Source organism: Streptomyces sp. NPDC058773 (assembly GCF_042746015.1).
Taxonomy (GTDB): Bacteria; Actinomycetota; Actinomycetes; order Streptomycetales; family Streptomycetaceae; genus Streptomyces.
Map to the genome: position 1 here is coordinate 32,193 of NZ_JBHYPE010000052.1, position 14,147 is coordinate 46,339.

A 14,147-nucleotide genomic window follows, 5' to 3' on the forward strand; every position below is an offset into this window, starting at 1 on the left:
GCGGTCCGGGGGCGCTCCGCGGGCGGCGGGGCGCGGCACCCTTACGGGACGGGTCCGGGCACTGCGTACGGGCGTACGGGGCGACAGCCCAGACTGGTGATTCCGCCCACAGCTCGCCCCGCTGGAGGCACCACCGGACCTTTTGCGGCTTACGCTCGTGGGCACCGCACAGACCGTCAAGGACCCGGCACCACCCCGGCAGGGCCCCGCCGGGAACCCCGTACGGACCCTTCCCCGCGCTCCAACTGCGTTCGAGCAGGGGAGGCCCCCAGACCGCCGCCCCCGCCCACGGAGGTTCACGCCCGTATGAAGCTCACTGTCGTCGGATGCTCCGGGTCGTTCCCTTCGATGGAATCGGCCTGCTCGAGCTACCTCCTGGAGGCCGACGGCTTCAGGCTGCTCCTCGACATGGGCAACGGCGCCCTGGGCGAGCTGCAGCGCCACATCGGCCTCTATGACCTGGATGCCGTACTCCTGTCGCATCTGCATGCGGACCACTGCATCGATTTGTGCGGCTATTTCGTCGTCCGCTACTACCGCCCGGACGGCGGGCGTTGCGCGCCGATGCCGGTGTACGGGCCGGCCGGCACCGAGCGGCGGCTGACCGTCGCACACGCCGATGTGCCGCACGACAACGCGATGAGTGAGGTCTTCGACTTCCGCACCCTGGCGCCCGGCACCTTCACCATCGGCCCGTTCACCATCCGTACGGAACACGTCAGCCACCCGGTCGAGGCCTTCGGCTTCCGCATCGAGCACGGCGGCCGGACCCTCACGTACTCCGGCGACACCGGCCCCTGCCCGGCACTGGAGTCCCTCGCCGAGGGCGCCGACCTCTTCCTCTGCGAGGCGTCCTTCACGTACGGCAAGGAAGACATCCCCGATCTGCACCTCAACGGCCGGGAAGCCGGTGAGAGCGCCCGCCGGGCCGGCGTGGGGCGCCTGGTCCTGACCCACATCCCGCCGTGGACCGACCCGGACATCAGCATCCGCGACGCCCAGAAGGTCTACGACGGCCCGGTCGAGGCCGCCAAGGCGGGCGCGGTCTACGAGGTGTGAGCGCGCCCCCCGGGACGGGACGAGCCCCCCGGGGGACTCGTCCCGTCCCGGGGGGGATCTCGTACGTCGCGGCTCCGGTGAGCTGATACCGGAGGCTGTCTCCACCAGGGCCCGTAGCGGAACCTGCGCAGGCCGCAGCCTCCGACGGCCTGGGGGACGGTGCCCTCTCCGTGTCGGCATGGATGCATCGTCTCCAACAAGATTTCTGGCCGGCACTGGGCGCGGGCCGACGGCAGCACACGTGCGACGCCGCCGTACGGGCCCGGCCCGCGCTTTGAGCAGCCCCTTCTCCCGGGCTGCGACCAGCACCCCCCGTTGTGCGTACGTGAAGTCGAGCCGGCTCCGCACCGCCCTCGCGGCCTGGCGGTCGGCCGGTCCACCCCACCATCAGGAACCGGGCTACCGGTCCGTCGATCCGGCGGCCCGACGCGCCAGGATTCGACAGAACCCCTGCTTTCCGCTCGGCGGGCAGGGGCAGGGCGCCGATGAGGGAAACTCACCCTCCCGAAGGAGCAGGACCCCATGAAGTGGCAGCGCTACCACGCGCATCAGGAGGGCGAGACCGACTGCGGCCCCGCCTGTATGCGTATGGTGCTCAACCGGCATGGGGTGGTGGTCGATACGGCCACGTTGCGTGAGTCTGCCGGCCTCGGTCATGGAGGTGCCTCCCTGCTTCGGCTGCGAGACGTTCTGGCGGGGTATGGCGTCGAACCGCTCCTGCTGAGGGTGTCGCCCGGAGAGTTGCGTACCGCTGTCCGGAAATCTGGTCCTGCCATCGCCGTGATGAAGGAGGAAGGCCTTCTTCATTTTGTTGTCGTACATGAGGTGCGCAGCGATGGGCAGTTGATCGTCAGCGACCCCGTGCGCTACCGGCCGGCCGTCGTAAGCCTGGAGCGCTTCGCCGAATGGTTCAACGGCGAAGTGCTGGTGACCGATACGCCCCAGCGGAAGCTCACGATCCGCAGTACGCTCCAGCACGCCCGCAGGAACAGCGTTGTATGGCAGATCGCCGCAGAACGTAAACGCAGTCTGCTGGTCACGGGCCTGATAACCGCCGTCACCGCGGTCCTGCTCATTGCCGTCAAGGGCCATGGCGGTTCGCGCAGGCGGCACGCGCCGGCCGTCCGTTCGGTCAGAGCCCTCCAGGCGGAGGCCATCCGGCGGAGCCCATCGGCTTCAGCGCTCACCGGCCCCCGGAAAGAGGCGGCGGCCTCCCGCCCGTTCAGGTGGGAGACCGCCGCCGAACCGTTCGGGAGGCCGGCTTACTTGGCCTTCTTCTCCGGCTCGGGGAGTTCCTCGTCGGGTTCGCGGCCCGGCGTCGGGAGGTTGAACTTGACGATGGCGAAGCGGAAGACCGCGTAGTAGAGCGCTCCGAAGCAGAGCCCCACCAGCGCCAGCATCCACGGCTTGGTCGCGATGCCCAGGTTGAGCAGGAAGTCGATGGCGCCGGCCGAGAAGCCGAAGCCGTCCTTCATACCCAGGGCCCAGGTCAGCGCCATGGAGACGCCGGTCAGCACCGCGTGGATCGCGTACAGCACCGGGGCGATGAACATGAAGGTGAACTCGATCGGCTCCGTCACGCCGGTGACGAAGGCGGTAAGCGCGAGCGAGAGCATCATGCCGCCGACGACCTTCCGGCGCTCAGGGCGGGCGCAGTGCACGATCGCCAGGCAGGCGGCCGGGAGCGCGAACATCATGATCGGGAAGAAGCCGGTCATGAACTGTCCGGCCGAGGGGTCGTGAGCCAGGAAGCGGGCGATGTCGCCGTGCTTGCCCTCGTAGTCACCGGCCTGGAACCACGGGAAGGAGTTGAGCAGGTGGTGCATGCCAACCGGGATCAGCGCACGGTTGGCGACGCCGAAGATGCCGGCCCCCACCGCGCCCGAGCCGACGAGCCAGGCACCGAAGCTGTGCAGCCCGGCCCCGACCACGGGCCAGATGTAGCCGAAGACGATGCCGATGACGAGACCCGCGAAGGCGGAGAGGATCGGCACCAGGCGGCGCCCGCCGAAGAAGCCGAGCCAGTCGGGCAGCTTCTTGCGGCTGTAGCGCTGGTAGAGCAGCGCGACCACGACACCCATCACGACGCCGCCCAGCACACCGGCGTCCACCGGCGGGGCGACATCGGCTATCTTGCCGTCGACGACCTCCTGGACCGTGGGCAGGTTGGCGTCCTTGAAGGTGCCCAGCACCTGCTTGAAGACCAGGTAGCCGACGACCGCGGCCAGACCCGTGGATCCGTCGGACTTCTTGGCGAAGCCGATCGCGATGCCCACGGCGAAGAGCATCGGCATGTTGTCGAGCAGCGCGCCGCCGCCGGCCGCCATGAACTCGGCGATCTTGTTCAGGAAGGCGGGCAACGACTCCCGGCCGAGCATGTCCGGCTGGCCGAGCCGCACCATCAGCGCCGCCGCGGGAAGCGTGGCGATCGGCAGCATCAGACTGCGGCCGATGCGTTGGGCCACTGCCATGGCGCGGGAGCCGCGACCCTGCTTGTCGGGAGCCGCCGTAGCGGTGGCCGAACTCATCGGATTCCTCCTGGTGAGGCGGGCGCTCGAAGGGGGACGGCCCGCGCTTGGTCTGCACCTTGGTCTAAACCACTAGTGGTTTAGACCATTCTTAGCACGTAGTCCCGACATAAAGGAATCCAAAGGAATTCATTCTTCCAAGTGGTGTGGACCACATGGCAACCGGCCCCCGGGGCGCAGGGCGCGGGGGCCGGCGCGCGCGTCACACCAGGCCGAGCGGCGGCCCATGTGCGGCCACTTCCGGCGGTGTGTCCGGCGATGTGTCCGGCGGTGTCCCGGCGGTGCCCCGGGGGTCCTACTTCACGTTCTCCCGCTCCATCGCGTCCCCCACCTCATCCGGCTCGCGGCCGGGCGTCGACAGGTTGAACTTGGTGATCAGGAAGCGGAAGAGGGCGTAGTAGACCACCGCGAAACACACGCCGATGGGAATGATCAGCCAGGGCTTGGTCGCCAGCCCCCAGTTGATGACGTAGTCGATCAGCCCCGCCGAGAAGCTGAAGCTGTCGTGCACGCCCAGCGCCCAGCTCACCGCCATCGACACACCCGTCAGCACCGCGTGCAGCACGTACAGCACCGGCGCGACGAACAGGAACGAGTACTCGATCGGCTCGGTCACACCCGTCACGAACGACGTCAGGCCGACGGACAGCATCATGCCCGCGATCTCCTTGCGGCGGTGCGGCTTGGCGCAGTGCGCGATCGCCAGCGCCGCCGCGGGCAGCGCGAACATCATGATCGGGAAGAACCCGGTGGTGAACTGCCCGGCATCCGGATCGCCCGCCAGGAACCGGTTGATGTCACCGTGCACGATCGTGCCGTCCGGCTTGGTGAAGCTGCCGAACTGGAACCAGACGAAGGTGTTCAGGAACTGGTGCAGGCCCACCACCAGCAGCGCGCGGTTGGCGACGCCGAAGACCCCGGCCCCCCACGCCCCCAGCCCCGACAGCCACTCGCTGAACGTCGTCAGCGCGTCCCCGATCGGCTGCCAGACGAACAGCGACAGCACCGCGAAGAGCAGCCCGACGAAGGCCATGATGATCGGGACCAGTCGGCGGCCGTTGAAGAACCCCAGCCAGTCCACCAGCTTCACCCGGTGGAAGCGCTGCCAGAGCCAGGCGGACAGAAAGCCCATGACGATGCCGCCGAACACCCCCGGATTCTGGAAGGCGGCCTGGGTCACCGTGTCGTCCTTGTCCACGCAGACGCCGTTCCACAGACCCGCCTGTGTGTACGTCTGGCCCGCGGCGCAGCCCGACGGGAACGCGTGCAGCACCGAGAAGTAGACGAGGAAGCCGGCCACCGCCGCCAGCGCCGTCGACCCGTCCGACTTCTTCGCCATCCCGATCGCCACACCGATACAGAACAGCAGCGGCAGACCGAGCCCCGAATCCAGCAGCGCACCGCCCGCGGCCGCGAAGACCTTGCCGACCGCGTCCCAGCCCAGCCCGTCCGCGCCGAACACATCCGGCTGGCCGAGACGGTTGAGAATGCCCGCGGCGGGCAGAACGGCAATCGGCAGCTGCAGACTGCGCCCCATCTTCTGCAGACCCTGGAAGAGGTTCGACGCCCAGCTCCTCCGCGGTGCCGCCGCTGCGTTCGAACTCATCGCTGTCCTCCCGGCGTCGGCCCGTCGACAACCGACCTGGTGTGTGCCGCATACTGGTGGTGTAGACCACTTTCGGGGTGCGCACCGCGGCCGTTCCGCCTGCCGTCCATGCGCACTCCGGTGATCGCCATCCTTCGTCAGACAGCGGACAAACGCCCACATAGTTGGGCTGAACGTGCGTTACGGTGTGAAAACCGCACGGCGGCACCGCCGGCGGCCGAGACAAGCAGGAGTGGACATGGCCAGCAAGGCTGAGAAGATCGTCGCCGGGCTCGGCGGACTCGACAACATCGAGGAGGTCGAAGGCTGCATCACCCGCCTCCGCACCGAGGTCGTCGACTCCTCGCTCGTCGACGAGGCCGCCCTCAAGGCCGCCGGCGCCCACGGCGTCGTCAAGATGGGCACCGCGATCCAGGTCGTCATCGGCACCGACGCCGACCCCATCGCCGCCGAGATCGAAGACATGATGTGAGCTGACCCCCGGTCACTCCCGAAGGCCCCGCCCCGGACGCCCACCGCCCGGAGTGGGGCCCTCGCCGTTCCCGATAGGGTCTACGCCATGTCTCGCATCGACGGCCGCACCCCCGAACAGCTCCGCCCGGTCACCATCGAACGCGGCTGGAGCAAGCACGCCGAAGGCTCCGTCCTCATCTCCTTCGGCGACACCAAAGTCTTCTGCACCGCCTCCGTCACCGAAGGCGTCCCGCGCTGGCGCAAGGGCACCGGCGAAGGCTGGGTCACCGCCGAGTACTCGATGCTGCCCCGCTCCACCAACACCCGCGGCGACCGGGAATCCGTACGCGGCAAGATCGGCGGCCGCACCCACGAGATCAGCCGCCTCATCGGCCGCTCGCTGCGCGCCGTCATCGACTACAAGGCCCTCGGCGAGAACACCATCGTCCTGGACTGCGACGTCCTCCAGGCCGACGGCGGCACCCGCACCGCCGCCATCACCGGCGCCTACGTCGCCCTCGCCGACGCCATCACCTGGGCCCAGTCCAAGAAGCTCATCAAGCACGGCCGCAAGCCGCTCACCGGCACCGTCTCCGCCGTCAGCGTCGGCATCGTCGACGGCACCCCCCTCCTCGACCTCTGCTACGAAGAAGACGTCCGCGCCGAGACCGACATGAACGTCGTCTGCACCGGCGACGGCCGCTTCGTCGAGGTCCAGGGCACCGCCGAGGCCGAACCCTTCGCCCGCGAGGAGCTCAACGCCCTCCTCGACCTCGCCGTCGCCGGCTGCGCCGAACTCGACGACGCCCAGCGCGCGGCGCTGGCCCGCACGCTCTGACCGGCCCGAGCGCGCCGCCGACCACCGCGTGACACCGCCACCACCACAGGGGGAGGACCCGGAAACCTCCCCCTGTGCCGCTCCCTGTGACCCTTTTCTCACGGGGGCCGCCCCCTCTGGAAGAGCCACCGCGGCACCCGCACTGTGGAGCCATGTCCACGAACGCTGCCACCGCGCCCGGCGCCCGCACCCGCACCGGCGGGCCCGAGGACGGCTCCCGGCTCCTGGAGCACATCCTCGGCTGGACCCTCGTCGTCGTCCTCGCCGTCCTGCTCACCCGGACCGGCCTCCTCTGACGGACCGGACGGCCGCGCCACGCGGGACCTGAGGGGCCGCGGGCAACCAAAACCACCCCGCCGCGCGTTTCTTCCTTTGCCCGCACATTGCCAAGGGAAGGAAACCCGCGTCATGGCCCTCCGCTCGCTCCCGCAGCGCCGCCCCGCCGCCACCGCACTCGTCGCGCTGGCCGCCGCCACCCTCGCGATACCGCTGCTCTCCGGCTGCGGAGCGGTCCAGAAGGCCATGGACTGCGCCAACACCGCCTCCTCCGTCGTCGACGCCGTCGACAAGCTCCAGCAGGCCGCCGACAACGCCGTCAGCGAGCCGCAGAAGACCGAGCAGGCCCTCGACGACATCGACAAGAACCTCCGCAAGCTCAGCAAGGAGTCGAGCGACGCGGACCTGTCCAAGGCCATCGACAAGACGAACGAGGGCATCAAGGCCGCCCGCAAGGACCTCGACAACAACAAGGCCCCCGACATCCAGCCGATCGTCGACGGCACCGGCGAAATGACCAAGATCTGCACCCCGGGATAGCCGGGATAATCGGGGCCATGCAGACTCACACCGGCGAACCCTCCGCACACCCCCGCCGCCTCATCCTCGCGACCCGCAACGCCGGCAAGGTCGGCGAACTCCGCGCCATCCTCGAAGCGGCCGACCTCGACATCGAACTCGTCGGCGCCGACGCCTACCCCGACATCCCCGACGTCAAGGAAACCGGCGTCACCTTCGCCGAGAACGCCCTGCTCAAGGCCCACGCCCTGGCCCGCGCCACCGGCCACCCGGCCGTCGCCGACGACTCCGGCCTCTGTGTCGACGTCCTCGGCGGCGCGCCCGGCATCTTCTCCGCCCGCTGGGCCGGCACCCACGGCGACGACCGGGCCAACCTCAGCCTGCTCCTGGCCCAGCTCGGCGACATCGCCGACGAACACCGCGCCGCCCACTTCGCCTGCGCCGCCGCCCTCGCCCTCCCCGACGGCACCGAACGCGTCGTCGAGGGCACCCTCGAAGGCACCCTCCGCCACACCCCCGCCGGCACCGGCGGCTTCGGCTACGACCCCATCCTCCAGCCCCTCGGCGACACCCGGACCTGCGCCGAACTGACCCCCGCGGAGAAGAACGCCATCAGCCACCGGGGCCAGGCCTTCCGCGCGCTGGCGCCGGTGGTGCGGGAGTTGCTGGGCTGAGGACGGGCCGGGTAGCAGAACGGCCTCCCGGTCCAAGGGCCGGGAGGCCGTATACGCAGGTGGGCCCGGTGGGACTCGAACCCACGACACACCGGACCTAAACCGGCGCCCTCTTGGCCAGCTGGGGTACGGGCCCGCACGCCTACCTTACTGTGCCCGGCCGCGCGGCTGTGCGGGGACGGCGGCGTGCGCCGACCTGCGAGAGAAATTCCTCGTCTGGCTGTGGCACGAGGGGCACAGGTAGCGCAGGTTCGCCAGCCGGTTGTCCAGCCGGTCGCCGCTGATGTGGTCGATCTCCAGGACGAGCCGCTTGCCCTGCCAGGTGTCCCCGAGGCCGCACTCCGTGCACCGCCGAGGCACCTTCTTCTCATCAAGGGCACGGCGTAAGAACGTCGTTCTCTCGCGTCGGGAACCTGGTGCGCGTAACCGCAGGATGTGGTCGGCCGACCTGCGGCTCGGCGAGGGAAGCCCCCGCCGGTGGCCCTGCCCTGTGAAGTGCTCGGTCGCCAGGCCGTATGCCTCGATACTGCGCTTCACCGCTCTTCGTGAGGTGCCGTTGTCGGCCAGGGCGAGGCATCCAAGGACTCCGGCGAGGCTCTGCGAGGCGGCCACGGCCGGTTCCAGTTCGCCGCGTGGGAGCAGGGAGGAACCATGCCTGGGGCGGGTGAAGTGCGAGGTGTCGATGCCGAATTGGTTCAGCTTCCTGCGGAGGTGCGTGTACGCGCTGTCGTAGGGCGGAACCTTCATGTACTCCAGCATTTCCCGGATGCTGGAGGACTGCGAGGCGGCCTCGGTGAGCAGCGCCTCCGTGTACGAGCGGCGCTGACGGTGTGGCAGCGGCTCGTCGACGAAGTGTGCGGTGTCGATGCCATGGTGCTGCAACCGCTCGCGCAGGTATCTGCGTGGACCGCTGCCCAACGGAGCGTCGAGGCGGCGCATCATGTCGACCAGACTGACGGAGGCCGCGGCTGTACGGGTCAGCAGCTCGCGGGTGTAGGTGGCGCGCCGGGCCATGGTCAGGACGTCACTTCCGCCGAGGCTTGCGGCCGCGGTATGTGTCGCTCACCGCATGGCAGTTGGGGCACACCAAGCGCAGATTGCCTGGGCGGTTGTCCCACCAGTCACCGTTGAGATGGTCGACTTCCAGGCGCAGCGGCCTGCCGTTCCACTCCGTGCCCGTGCCGCACATCGCGCACCGCTCCGGAGCTCCCCGGCGCAGCAGGTCCTTGCGCAGGCGCTCGCCTCCGGTGCGGCCGTCGGCCGGCGAGCCGAGAACCAGAAGGTCGCGCTTGGTTCTCTTGGCATGTGTGCGGGATGTGGCGGTGAAGTGCGAGGTATCGATGCCCAGTTCGGTGATGCGCCTGCCGATGTGTGCTTGATTTCCGCCGACCGGGCTGATGCCGAGGCGGCGTACGACCTCGGCGACGCTGCGCGAGCAGGCCACCAGCTCACGAAGCCGGGACTCGGTGTGCCGTACGCCGGGGGGCGCGAAGTGCGCGGTGTCGACGCCTGCCTCGCGCATCCTTGCGCGCAGGTGGCGTCGGCTGCCCGGCGACGGTGTCCCGCCGAACCACCGCACGGCGTCGTCGAACGACGAGCATGCGCGTGCGGCCTCCGTCAGCCGCTCGGGCGTGTACTTGACCGGCATGGCTCCTCCCCTTCCCGCGCACCGGGCCCGCCCCCGTGCGCCCCTCGAACAGAACAACGATCGAACGCGGGCCCGGTTACGGCGGAGGGGGGAAGCGGAAGAGGCCCCGGGAAACGGTCCCCGGGGCCCCTCGGAGGTGGCGCCGATGGCGCCGTCGGGCGGAGCAGGTCAGAAGCGCGGCTCCGGTGTCTGGGATTCGATGAGTTCGACGGCTTCTTCCTTGGTGGCTACCGAGGGTGGGGAGCCCTCCAGGGGCTGTTGGGCGGTTTCCTTCATGCAGGCGACGGCGAGGACGCCGACGAGGGCGGCGGCCATCGTGTAGTAGGCGGGGACCATCACGTTCTGGTCGAAGGCGTCCATGAGGGCGGTGATCACCAGGGGGGTGGTGCCGCCGAAGAGGGAGACGGCCAGGTTGTAGCCGATGGAGAGGGAGCCGTAGCGGACGTTGGTGGGGAAGAGGGCGGGGAGGGCGGCGGACATGGTGCCCAGGAGGCAGACCAGGGAGAGGCCGAGGAGGGCCATACCGGTGCAGACCGCGGGGATGCTGCCCTGCTTGACGAGGAGGAAGGACGGGATCGCGAGGACGAAGAAGCCGAGCATGCCGGTCATCAGCAGCGGCTTGCGGCCGTAGCGGTCGTTCAGCTTGCCGACGGTGCTGATGAGGCACATCAGGACGGCCATGGTGCCGAGGAGGATCAGCAGGCCGTGGGTCTCCTCGTAGTGGAGGGTGTCCGTCAGGTACGTCGGCATGTACGACAGCAGCATGTAGTCGGTGATGTTGTACGCGCCGACCAGGGCGATGCAGAGGATGAGGGTGGGCCACTGCTGGGCGAAGATCTCGCTGATCTTCTTCTTGGGGGCGTTCTCGGAGAGGTGGGAGAACTCGGCCTCGGCCTCGACGACGGAGCCGGTGGCGCTGTGGGTGTGGGCGGCCTCGAACTTCTGGAACGCGGGCGTCTCGTCGAGCCTGACCCGGAGGTAGAGACCCACCAGACCGAGCGGACCGGCGATCAGGAAGGGCAGCCGCCAGCCCCAGTTGAGCATGGCGGCGTCGCCGAGGGTGGTGTTGAGCAGCAGCACGATGCCGGCGGCGCCGGTGTAGCCGATGAGGGTGCCCATCTCCAGGAAGCTGCCGAAGTAGCCGCGCCTCTTGTCGGGGGCGTACTCGGCGATGAAGGTGGAGGCGCCGCCGTACTCGCCGCCCGTGGAGAAGCCCTGCACGAGGCGGAAGAGGATGAGGAGGACCGGCGACCAGAAGCCGATGGTGGCGTAGGACGGGATCAGGCCGATGCAGAGGGTGCCCAGCGCCATCATGATCATGGTGAGGGCGAGGACCTTCTTGCGGCCGATGCGGTCGCCGAGCGGGCCGAAGTAGGCGCCGCCGAGGGGGCGTACGAGGAAGGCCACCGCGAAGGTCGCGAAGGACGACAGCAGGCTGGTGGTGTCGCTGCCGCCGGGGAAGAAGACCTTGCCGATGGTGACCGCGAGATAGCTGTAGATCCCGAAGTCGAACCACTCCATGGCGTTGCCGAGCGCGGCGGCCTTCACGGCGCGCCGGACGACGCGTTCGTCGGTGACGGTGATGTCGGTGCGCCGCAGTCTGGGGTTCTTGCGCCGGGCGACGGCACGGAAGAGCACCCGGTGGCGCTTGCGCGCTTCCCGGTCCTGGTCGGGAGCGGCGTCGGCTTCGGTGCTGCCGGTCGGCACGAGGCGGTCCTCTCGGTCGGTCAGCGCGTGGTGCGCGGTGGGGAGTACGACAGGTGCGCCTGCGCGGTGGAGGGCGGATCAAACCACTCTGGCCGGACGAATTGCGCTACGTCATCCGAGCCTGGTCCGTACGGGGCACCGGGCGGCACTCGGAGACGGGCCGGGGCAAGGAAGCGCCAGAGGGGGAACGGCCCTTGTTACAGGACTGGTACACAGCCGAGGGTTCACTGCAGCGTTCAAGCAATCGTCTTGTGTCGCGGGGACGGGAGAGTGGCGGTGTCGGGCGCGGCATTCGTGTTTGCTGTGGGGGTACGGGGCGTCAGCCCCGGGAGGAGAGCGTGATGACGGACCGCGAGAAGGCCCGCTGGATCCGGGGTCGTACCGCGCTGGCGGCCTTCGTCGTGGTGACGGCGATGGCGGCCGGCGGGATGTGGTTCGTGCAGGTGTCGGACCGTGCGTCGGCGGTGGACGTCGCGCCGAAGACGTCGGCGGTGCAGGACGTGAAGGAGGACGGCCGGCAGTCCGGGGGGCTGCCGGGGGTCCGGGACTGCGGTCGCGGCAAGCCGGAGATCAAACCGCATGTCATCACGCTGACCTGCGATGATGCTGAGATGGTGGCGACCGGGATCACCTGGAAGCTCTACGGTCCGCGGGAAGCGTTGGGGAGCGGTGTGGTGCAGGTGGAGAAGTCGGATGCCGGGGTGGCGGCGGATGCCGGTTTCCCGGCCACGTTCCGTCTGCTCGATCCGAAGCGGGTCGGTGGGGCGGTGGCCTTCACCGGCCTGGAGGTCACCTACGAGGGCTCGACGCCGCTCGGTAACACGACGGAGATGTACAACCTCGCGTGATGGGCATTCGAGGCCGGATCGCCCTGGCCATTTCCTGTATGACCGCGCTGGCCGTGGTGGTGCTCGGGTTCGCCGTGCACCACATAGCGGATGCGGAGCGGGAGCGGTCGGCGCGGGCGTATCAGGACGACCGGCTCAGTTCGGCGCTGCAGATCTACGAGCGGGACGGCACGCTGGCGCTGGGGGCGCAGCTGGACGACGCGACGCTGCCGGCGCCGCTGCGGGCCGCGGTGTTCCGGAACCAGTCGGGGACGTATGTCAGCGGGGGTGAGGATCCGCGGGTGTGGGCGGCGACCGGCGTGGGCGGCGGCGACGGGAGCGCGCCGGCCCGGTCGCTGTCGGTGTCGGCGGCGTATCCGGACGACGATCCGGCGCAGGTGTCGCTGGACCGGGCGCTGCTGATCGCGGGGTGCGGCACGGTCACGCTGATGGCGGGGGTGTCGTGGTTCGTGGCGCAGCGGCTGTCGCGGCGGCTGCGGATGAGTGCCGCGGCGGCGCGGCGGATCGCGGCGGGTGCGCCGCCGGACGCGGACGCGCTGGCGAGTCATGGCCGGGACGAGGTGGCCGAGTTGGGCCGCAGTGTGCATCACATGGCGACGTCGCTGGCGGCGCGGGTGGAGGCGGAGCGGGAGTTCACCGCGGATGTGGCGCATGAGCTGCGGACGCCGGTGGCCGGGCTGGTGGCGGCGGCGGAGCTGCTGCCGCAGCCGCGGGCGGTGGAACTGGTGCGGGACCGGGCGCAGGCGATGCGGCGGCTGGTGGAGGACCTGCTGGAGGTGTCGCGGCTGGACGCGGGGGTGGAGCGGGCGGATGTGGACGCCTGTGAGCTGCCGTCGCTGGTGCGCGGGATCGTGCAGCGGGCGGCGCGGCAGCGCGGGGTGGACGAGGTCGAGGTGTCGGTGACCGTGGAGGGCGAGCCGCGGATCGTGGAGACGGACCGGCGGCGGGTGGAGCGGGTGCTGGTGAATCTGCTGGCGAACGCGGCCAAGCACGGGAAGCCGCCGATCGAGGTGGTGGTGGCCGGTGCGCGGATCGTGGTGCGGGATCACGGGCCGGGCTATCCCGCGGAGTTGTGCGCCGAGGGGCCGCGGAGGTTCCGTACGGCGGCGCCGGAGCGGGGGACCGGGCACGGTCTCGGGCTGACGATCGCGGCCGGTCAGGCGGGGGTGCTGGGCGCGCGGCTGGACTTCGGCGCCGCCGCGGAGGGCGGCGCCGAAGCGGTGCTGGAGCTGCCGGACCATACGGCGACCGTGCCGGGAATCGGTATTCCACTCGCCGAGACCGACAACGGCTCCTGTCCCGGGTCACCCTGACGCGGGGCGTTCGGCGGTGCCGGATCGCGCGGTTACAGCTTCAGGTCCTTGATGATCTTGGCGACGTGGCCGGTGGCCTTGACGTTGTAGAGGGCGCGCTCGACCTTGCCGTCCTCGTCGATGATGACGGTGGAGCGGATGACGCCGGTGACGGTCTTGCCGTAGAGCTTCTTCTCGCCGAAGGCGCCGTAGGCCTCCAGGACGGTCTTGTCGGGGTCGCCGAGGAGGGTGACCTTCAGCTCCTCCTTCTCGCGGAACGTGGCGAGCTTCTCCGGCTTGTCGGGGGAGATGCCGATGACGTCGTAGCCGTGGCCGGCGAGGAAGTCGAGATTGTCGGTGAAGTCGCAGGCCTGCTTGGTGCAGCCGGGGGTCAGGGCAGCCGGGTAGAAGTAGACGATGACCTTGCGGCCCTGGTGGTCGGCGAGCGAGACCTGCTTGCCGTCCGCGTCGGGCAGGGTGAAGGCGGGGGCGGTGTCGCCGGGCTGAAGTCGCTCGCTCATGCGCCCGCCTCGCTGCGCTCGGCGCGCACGCATTCGCGATGCGCGCACCTCTCGATGATTCGCTCGCTTCGCTCGCTCATGGCTCTCCGTAAGTTGTTAGGCGGCCCGGGAGGGCCGGGTGTGGCTTATGGTTCTCTGCCTTCAGTGGCTTCCAAGGAGTGGCCGCCCGGCTCTTCAG

Annotated in this window: 15 protein-coding genes and 1 tRNA gene; 9 read left to right on the plus strand and 7 right to left on the minus strand. The window is 69.7% G+C overall.

Annotated features, from left to right (window positions below):
• Positions 1-306: 306 nt before the first annotated feature.
• Both ACFW5B_RS30570 and ACFW5B_RS30575 read left to right on the plus strand, forming a co-directional pair.
• Positions 307-1,059 (plus strand): MBL fold metallo-hydrolase, encoded by a 753-nt coding sequence (locus tag ACFW5B_RS30570; protein WP_386446667.1) that lies wholly within the window; start codon positions 307-309, stop codon positions 1,057-1,059.
• Positions 1,060-1,581: 522 nt separating this feature from the next.
• Positions 1,582-2,421 (plus strand): cysteine peptidase family C39 domain-containing protein, encoded by an 840-nt coding sequence (locus ACFW5B_RS30575; RefSeq protein WP_386446670.1) that lies wholly within the window; start codon positions 1,582-1,584, stop codon positions 2,419-2,421.
• Here the strand turns inward: ACFW5B_RS30575 and ACFW5B_RS30580 are convergent.
• Both ACFW5B_RS30580 and ACFW5B_RS30585 read right to left on the minus strand, forming a co-directional pair.
• Positions 2,322-3,587, minus strand: coding sequence for a PTS transporter subunit EIIC (locus tag ACFW5B_RS30580; RefSeq protein ID WP_386446673.1), 1,266 nt, complete (start codon positions 3,585-3,587; stop codon positions 2,322-2,324). The genes ACFW5B_RS30575 and ACFW5B_RS30580 overlap by 100 nt on opposite strands.
• 295 nt (positions 3,588-3,882) lie before the next feature.
• A complete protein-coding gene (locus tag ACFW5B_RS30585; RefSeq protein ID WP_386446676.1) occupies positions 3,883-5,193 on the minus strand; it encodes a PTS transporter subunit EIIC in 1,311 nt (436 codons plus the stop codon).
• A 238-nt stretch (positions 5,194-5,431) separates the two neighbouring features.
• Between ACFW5B_RS30585 and ACFW5B_RS30590 the strand changes: the two genes are divergently transcribed.
• From ACFW5B_RS30590 to rdgB, 5 genes are all read left to right on the plus strand, one after another.
• Positions 5,432-5,665 (plus strand): glucose PTS transporter subunit EIIB, encoded by a 234-nt coding sequence (locus ACFW5B_RS30590; RefSeq protein WP_018091307.1) that lies wholly within the window; start codon positions 5,432-5,434, stop codon positions 5,663-5,665.
• A gap of 87 nt (positions 5,666-5,752) precedes the next feature.
• Complete coding sequence (rph, locus tag ACFW5B_RS30595) at positions 5,753-6,484, plus strand: ribonuclease PH (RefSeq protein ID WP_386446679.1); 732 nt, start codon at positions 5,753-5,755, stop codon at positions 6,482-6,484.
• A gap of 152 nt (positions 6,485-6,636) precedes the next feature.
• A complete protein-coding gene (locus tag ACFW5B_RS30600; RefSeq protein ID WP_386446682.1) occupies positions 6,637-6,780 on the plus strand; it encodes an SCO1431 family membrane protein in 144 nt (47 codons plus the stop codon).
• A gap of 112 nt (positions 6,781-6,892) precedes the next feature.
• A complete protein-coding gene (locus ACFW5B_RS30605) occupies positions 6,893-7,300 on the plus strand; it encodes a hypothetical protein (RefSeq protein ID WP_386446685.1) in 408 nt (135 codons plus the stop codon).
• A gap of 17 nt (positions 7,301-7,317) precedes the next feature.
• Positions 7,318-7,953, plus strand: a complete 636-nt coding sequence (rdgB, locus tag ACFW5B_RS30610; protein WP_386446688.1) for an RdgB/HAM1 family non-canonical purine NTP pyrophosphatase — start codon at positions 7,318-7,320, stop codon at positions 7,951-7,953.
• Between the two features lie 60 nt (positions 7,954-8,013).
• On the opposite strand, the gene ACFW5B_RS30615 is transcribed toward rdgB, so the two are convergent.
• The 4 genes from ACFW5B_RS30615 to ACFW5B_RS30630 form a co-directional block, all read right to left on the minus strand.
• Positions 8,014-8,089 (minus strand) — tRNA-Leu (locus ACFW5B_RS30615).
• Positions 8,090-8,100: 11 nt separating this feature from the next.
• Entirely contained in the window at positions 8,101-8,967 is an 867-nt protein-coding gene (locus ACFW5B_RS30620) for an HNH endonuclease signature motif containing protein (RefSeq protein ID WP_386446691.1), read from the minus strand.
• A 10-nt stretch (positions 8,968-8,977) separates the two neighbouring features.
• Positions 8,978-9,601: an HNH endonuclease gene (locus tag ACFW5B_RS30625; RefSeq protein WP_386446694.1), complete on the minus strand. Its 624-nt coding sequence runs from the start codon at positions 9,599-9,601 to the stop codon at positions 8,978-8,980.
• A gap of 168 nt (positions 9,602-9,769) precedes the next feature.
• The gene (locus ACFW5B_RS30630) at positions 9,770-11,308 is read right to left on the minus strand and encodes an MFS transporter (protein ID WP_386446697.1); all 1,539 of its coding nucleotides are present in this window, start codon (positions 11,306-11,308) and stop codon (positions 9,770-9,772) included.
• A 341-nt stretch (positions 11,309-11,649) separates the two neighbouring features.
• Here ACFW5B_RS30630 and ACFW5B_RS30635 point away from each other — a divergent pair, with 341 nt between their 5' ends.
• Both ACFW5B_RS30635 and ACFW5B_RS30640 read left to right on the plus strand, forming a co-directional pair.
• The gene (locus ACFW5B_RS30635; protein WP_386446700.1) at positions 11,650-12,156 is read left to right on the plus strand and encodes a hypothetical protein; all 507 of its coding nucleotides are present in this window, start codon (positions 11,650-11,652) and stop codon (positions 12,154-12,156) included.
• Complete coding sequence (locus ACFW5B_RS30640; protein WP_386446703.1) at positions 12,156-13,469, plus strand: sensor histidine kinase; 1,314 nt, start codon at positions 12,156-12,158, stop codon at positions 13,467-13,469. Before ACFW5B_RS30635 ends, ACFW5B_RS30640 begins: the two co-directional genes overlap by 1 nt.
• A 32-nt stretch (positions 13,470-13,501) precedes the next feature.
• Here ACFW5B_RS30640 and bcp read toward each other — a convergent pair whose 3' ends face one another.
• Entirely contained in the window at positions 13,502-13,969 is a 468-nt protein-coding gene (gene bcp / locus ACFW5B_RS30645) for a thioredoxin-dependent thiol peroxidase (protein ID WP_386446706.1), read from the minus strand.
• Between the last annotated feature and the right edge of the window lie 178 nt (positions 13,970-14,147).

Excerpts from the sequence above, each read along its gene's own strand:
- ACFW5B_RS30570 (WP_386446667.1), top strand. The coding sequence starts at position 307 with ATGAAGCTCACTGTCGTCGGATGCTCCGGGTCGTTCCCTTCGATGGAA.
- ACFW5B_RS30575 (WP_386446670.1), top strand. The coding sequence starts at position 1,582 with ATGAAGTGGCAGCGCTACCACGCGCATCAGGAGGGCGAGACCGACTGC.
- ACFW5B_RS30580 (WP_386446673.1), bottom strand. The coding sequence starts at position 3,587 with ATGAGTTCGGCCACCGCTACGGCGGCTCCCGACAAGCAGGGTCGCGGC.
- ACFW5B_RS30585 (WP_386446676.1), bottom strand. The coding sequence starts at position 5,193 with ATGAGTTCGAACGCAGCGGCGGCACCGCGGAGGAGCTGGGCGTCGAAC.
- ACFW5B_RS30590 (WP_018091307.1), top strand. The coding sequence starts at position 5,432 with ATGGCCAGCAAGGCTGAGAAGATCGTCGCCGGGCTCGGCGGACTCGAC.
- rph (WP_386446679.1), top strand. The coding sequence starts at position 5,753 with ATGTCTCGCATCGACGGCCGCACCCCCGAACAGCTCCGCCCGGTCACC.
- ACFW5B_RS30600 (WP_386446682.1), top strand. The coding sequence starts at position 6,637 with ATGTCCACGAACGCTGCCACCGCGCCCGGCGCCCGCACCCGCACCGGC.
- ACFW5B_RS30605 (WP_386446685.1), top strand. The coding sequence starts at position 6,893 with ATGGCCCTCCGCTCGCTCCCGCAGCGCCGCCCCGCCGCCACCGCACTC.
- rdgB (WP_386446688.1), top strand. The coding sequence starts at position 7,318 with ATGCAGACTCACACCGGCGAACCCTCCGCACACCCCCGCCGCCTCATC.
- ACFW5B_RS30620 (WP_386446691.1), bottom strand. The coding sequence starts at position 8,967 with ATGGCCCGGCGCGCCACCTACACCCGCGAGCTGCTGACCCGTACAGCC.
- ACFW5B_RS30625 (WP_386446694.1), bottom strand. The coding sequence starts at position 9,601 with ATGCCGGTCAAGTACACGCCCGAGCGGCTGACGGAGGCCGCACGCGCA.
- ACFW5B_RS30635 (WP_386446700.1), top strand. The coding sequence starts at position 11,650 with ATGACGGACCGCGAGAAGGCCCGCTGGATCCGGGGTCGTACCGCGCTG.
- ACFW5B_RS30640 (WP_386446703.1), top strand. The coding sequence starts at position 12,156 with ATGGGCATTCGAGGCCGGATCGCCCTGGCCATTTCCTGTATGACCGCG.
- bcp (WP_386446706.1), bottom strand. The coding sequence starts at position 13,969 with ATGAGCGAGCGACTTCAGCCCGGCGACACCGCCCCCGCCTTCACCCTG.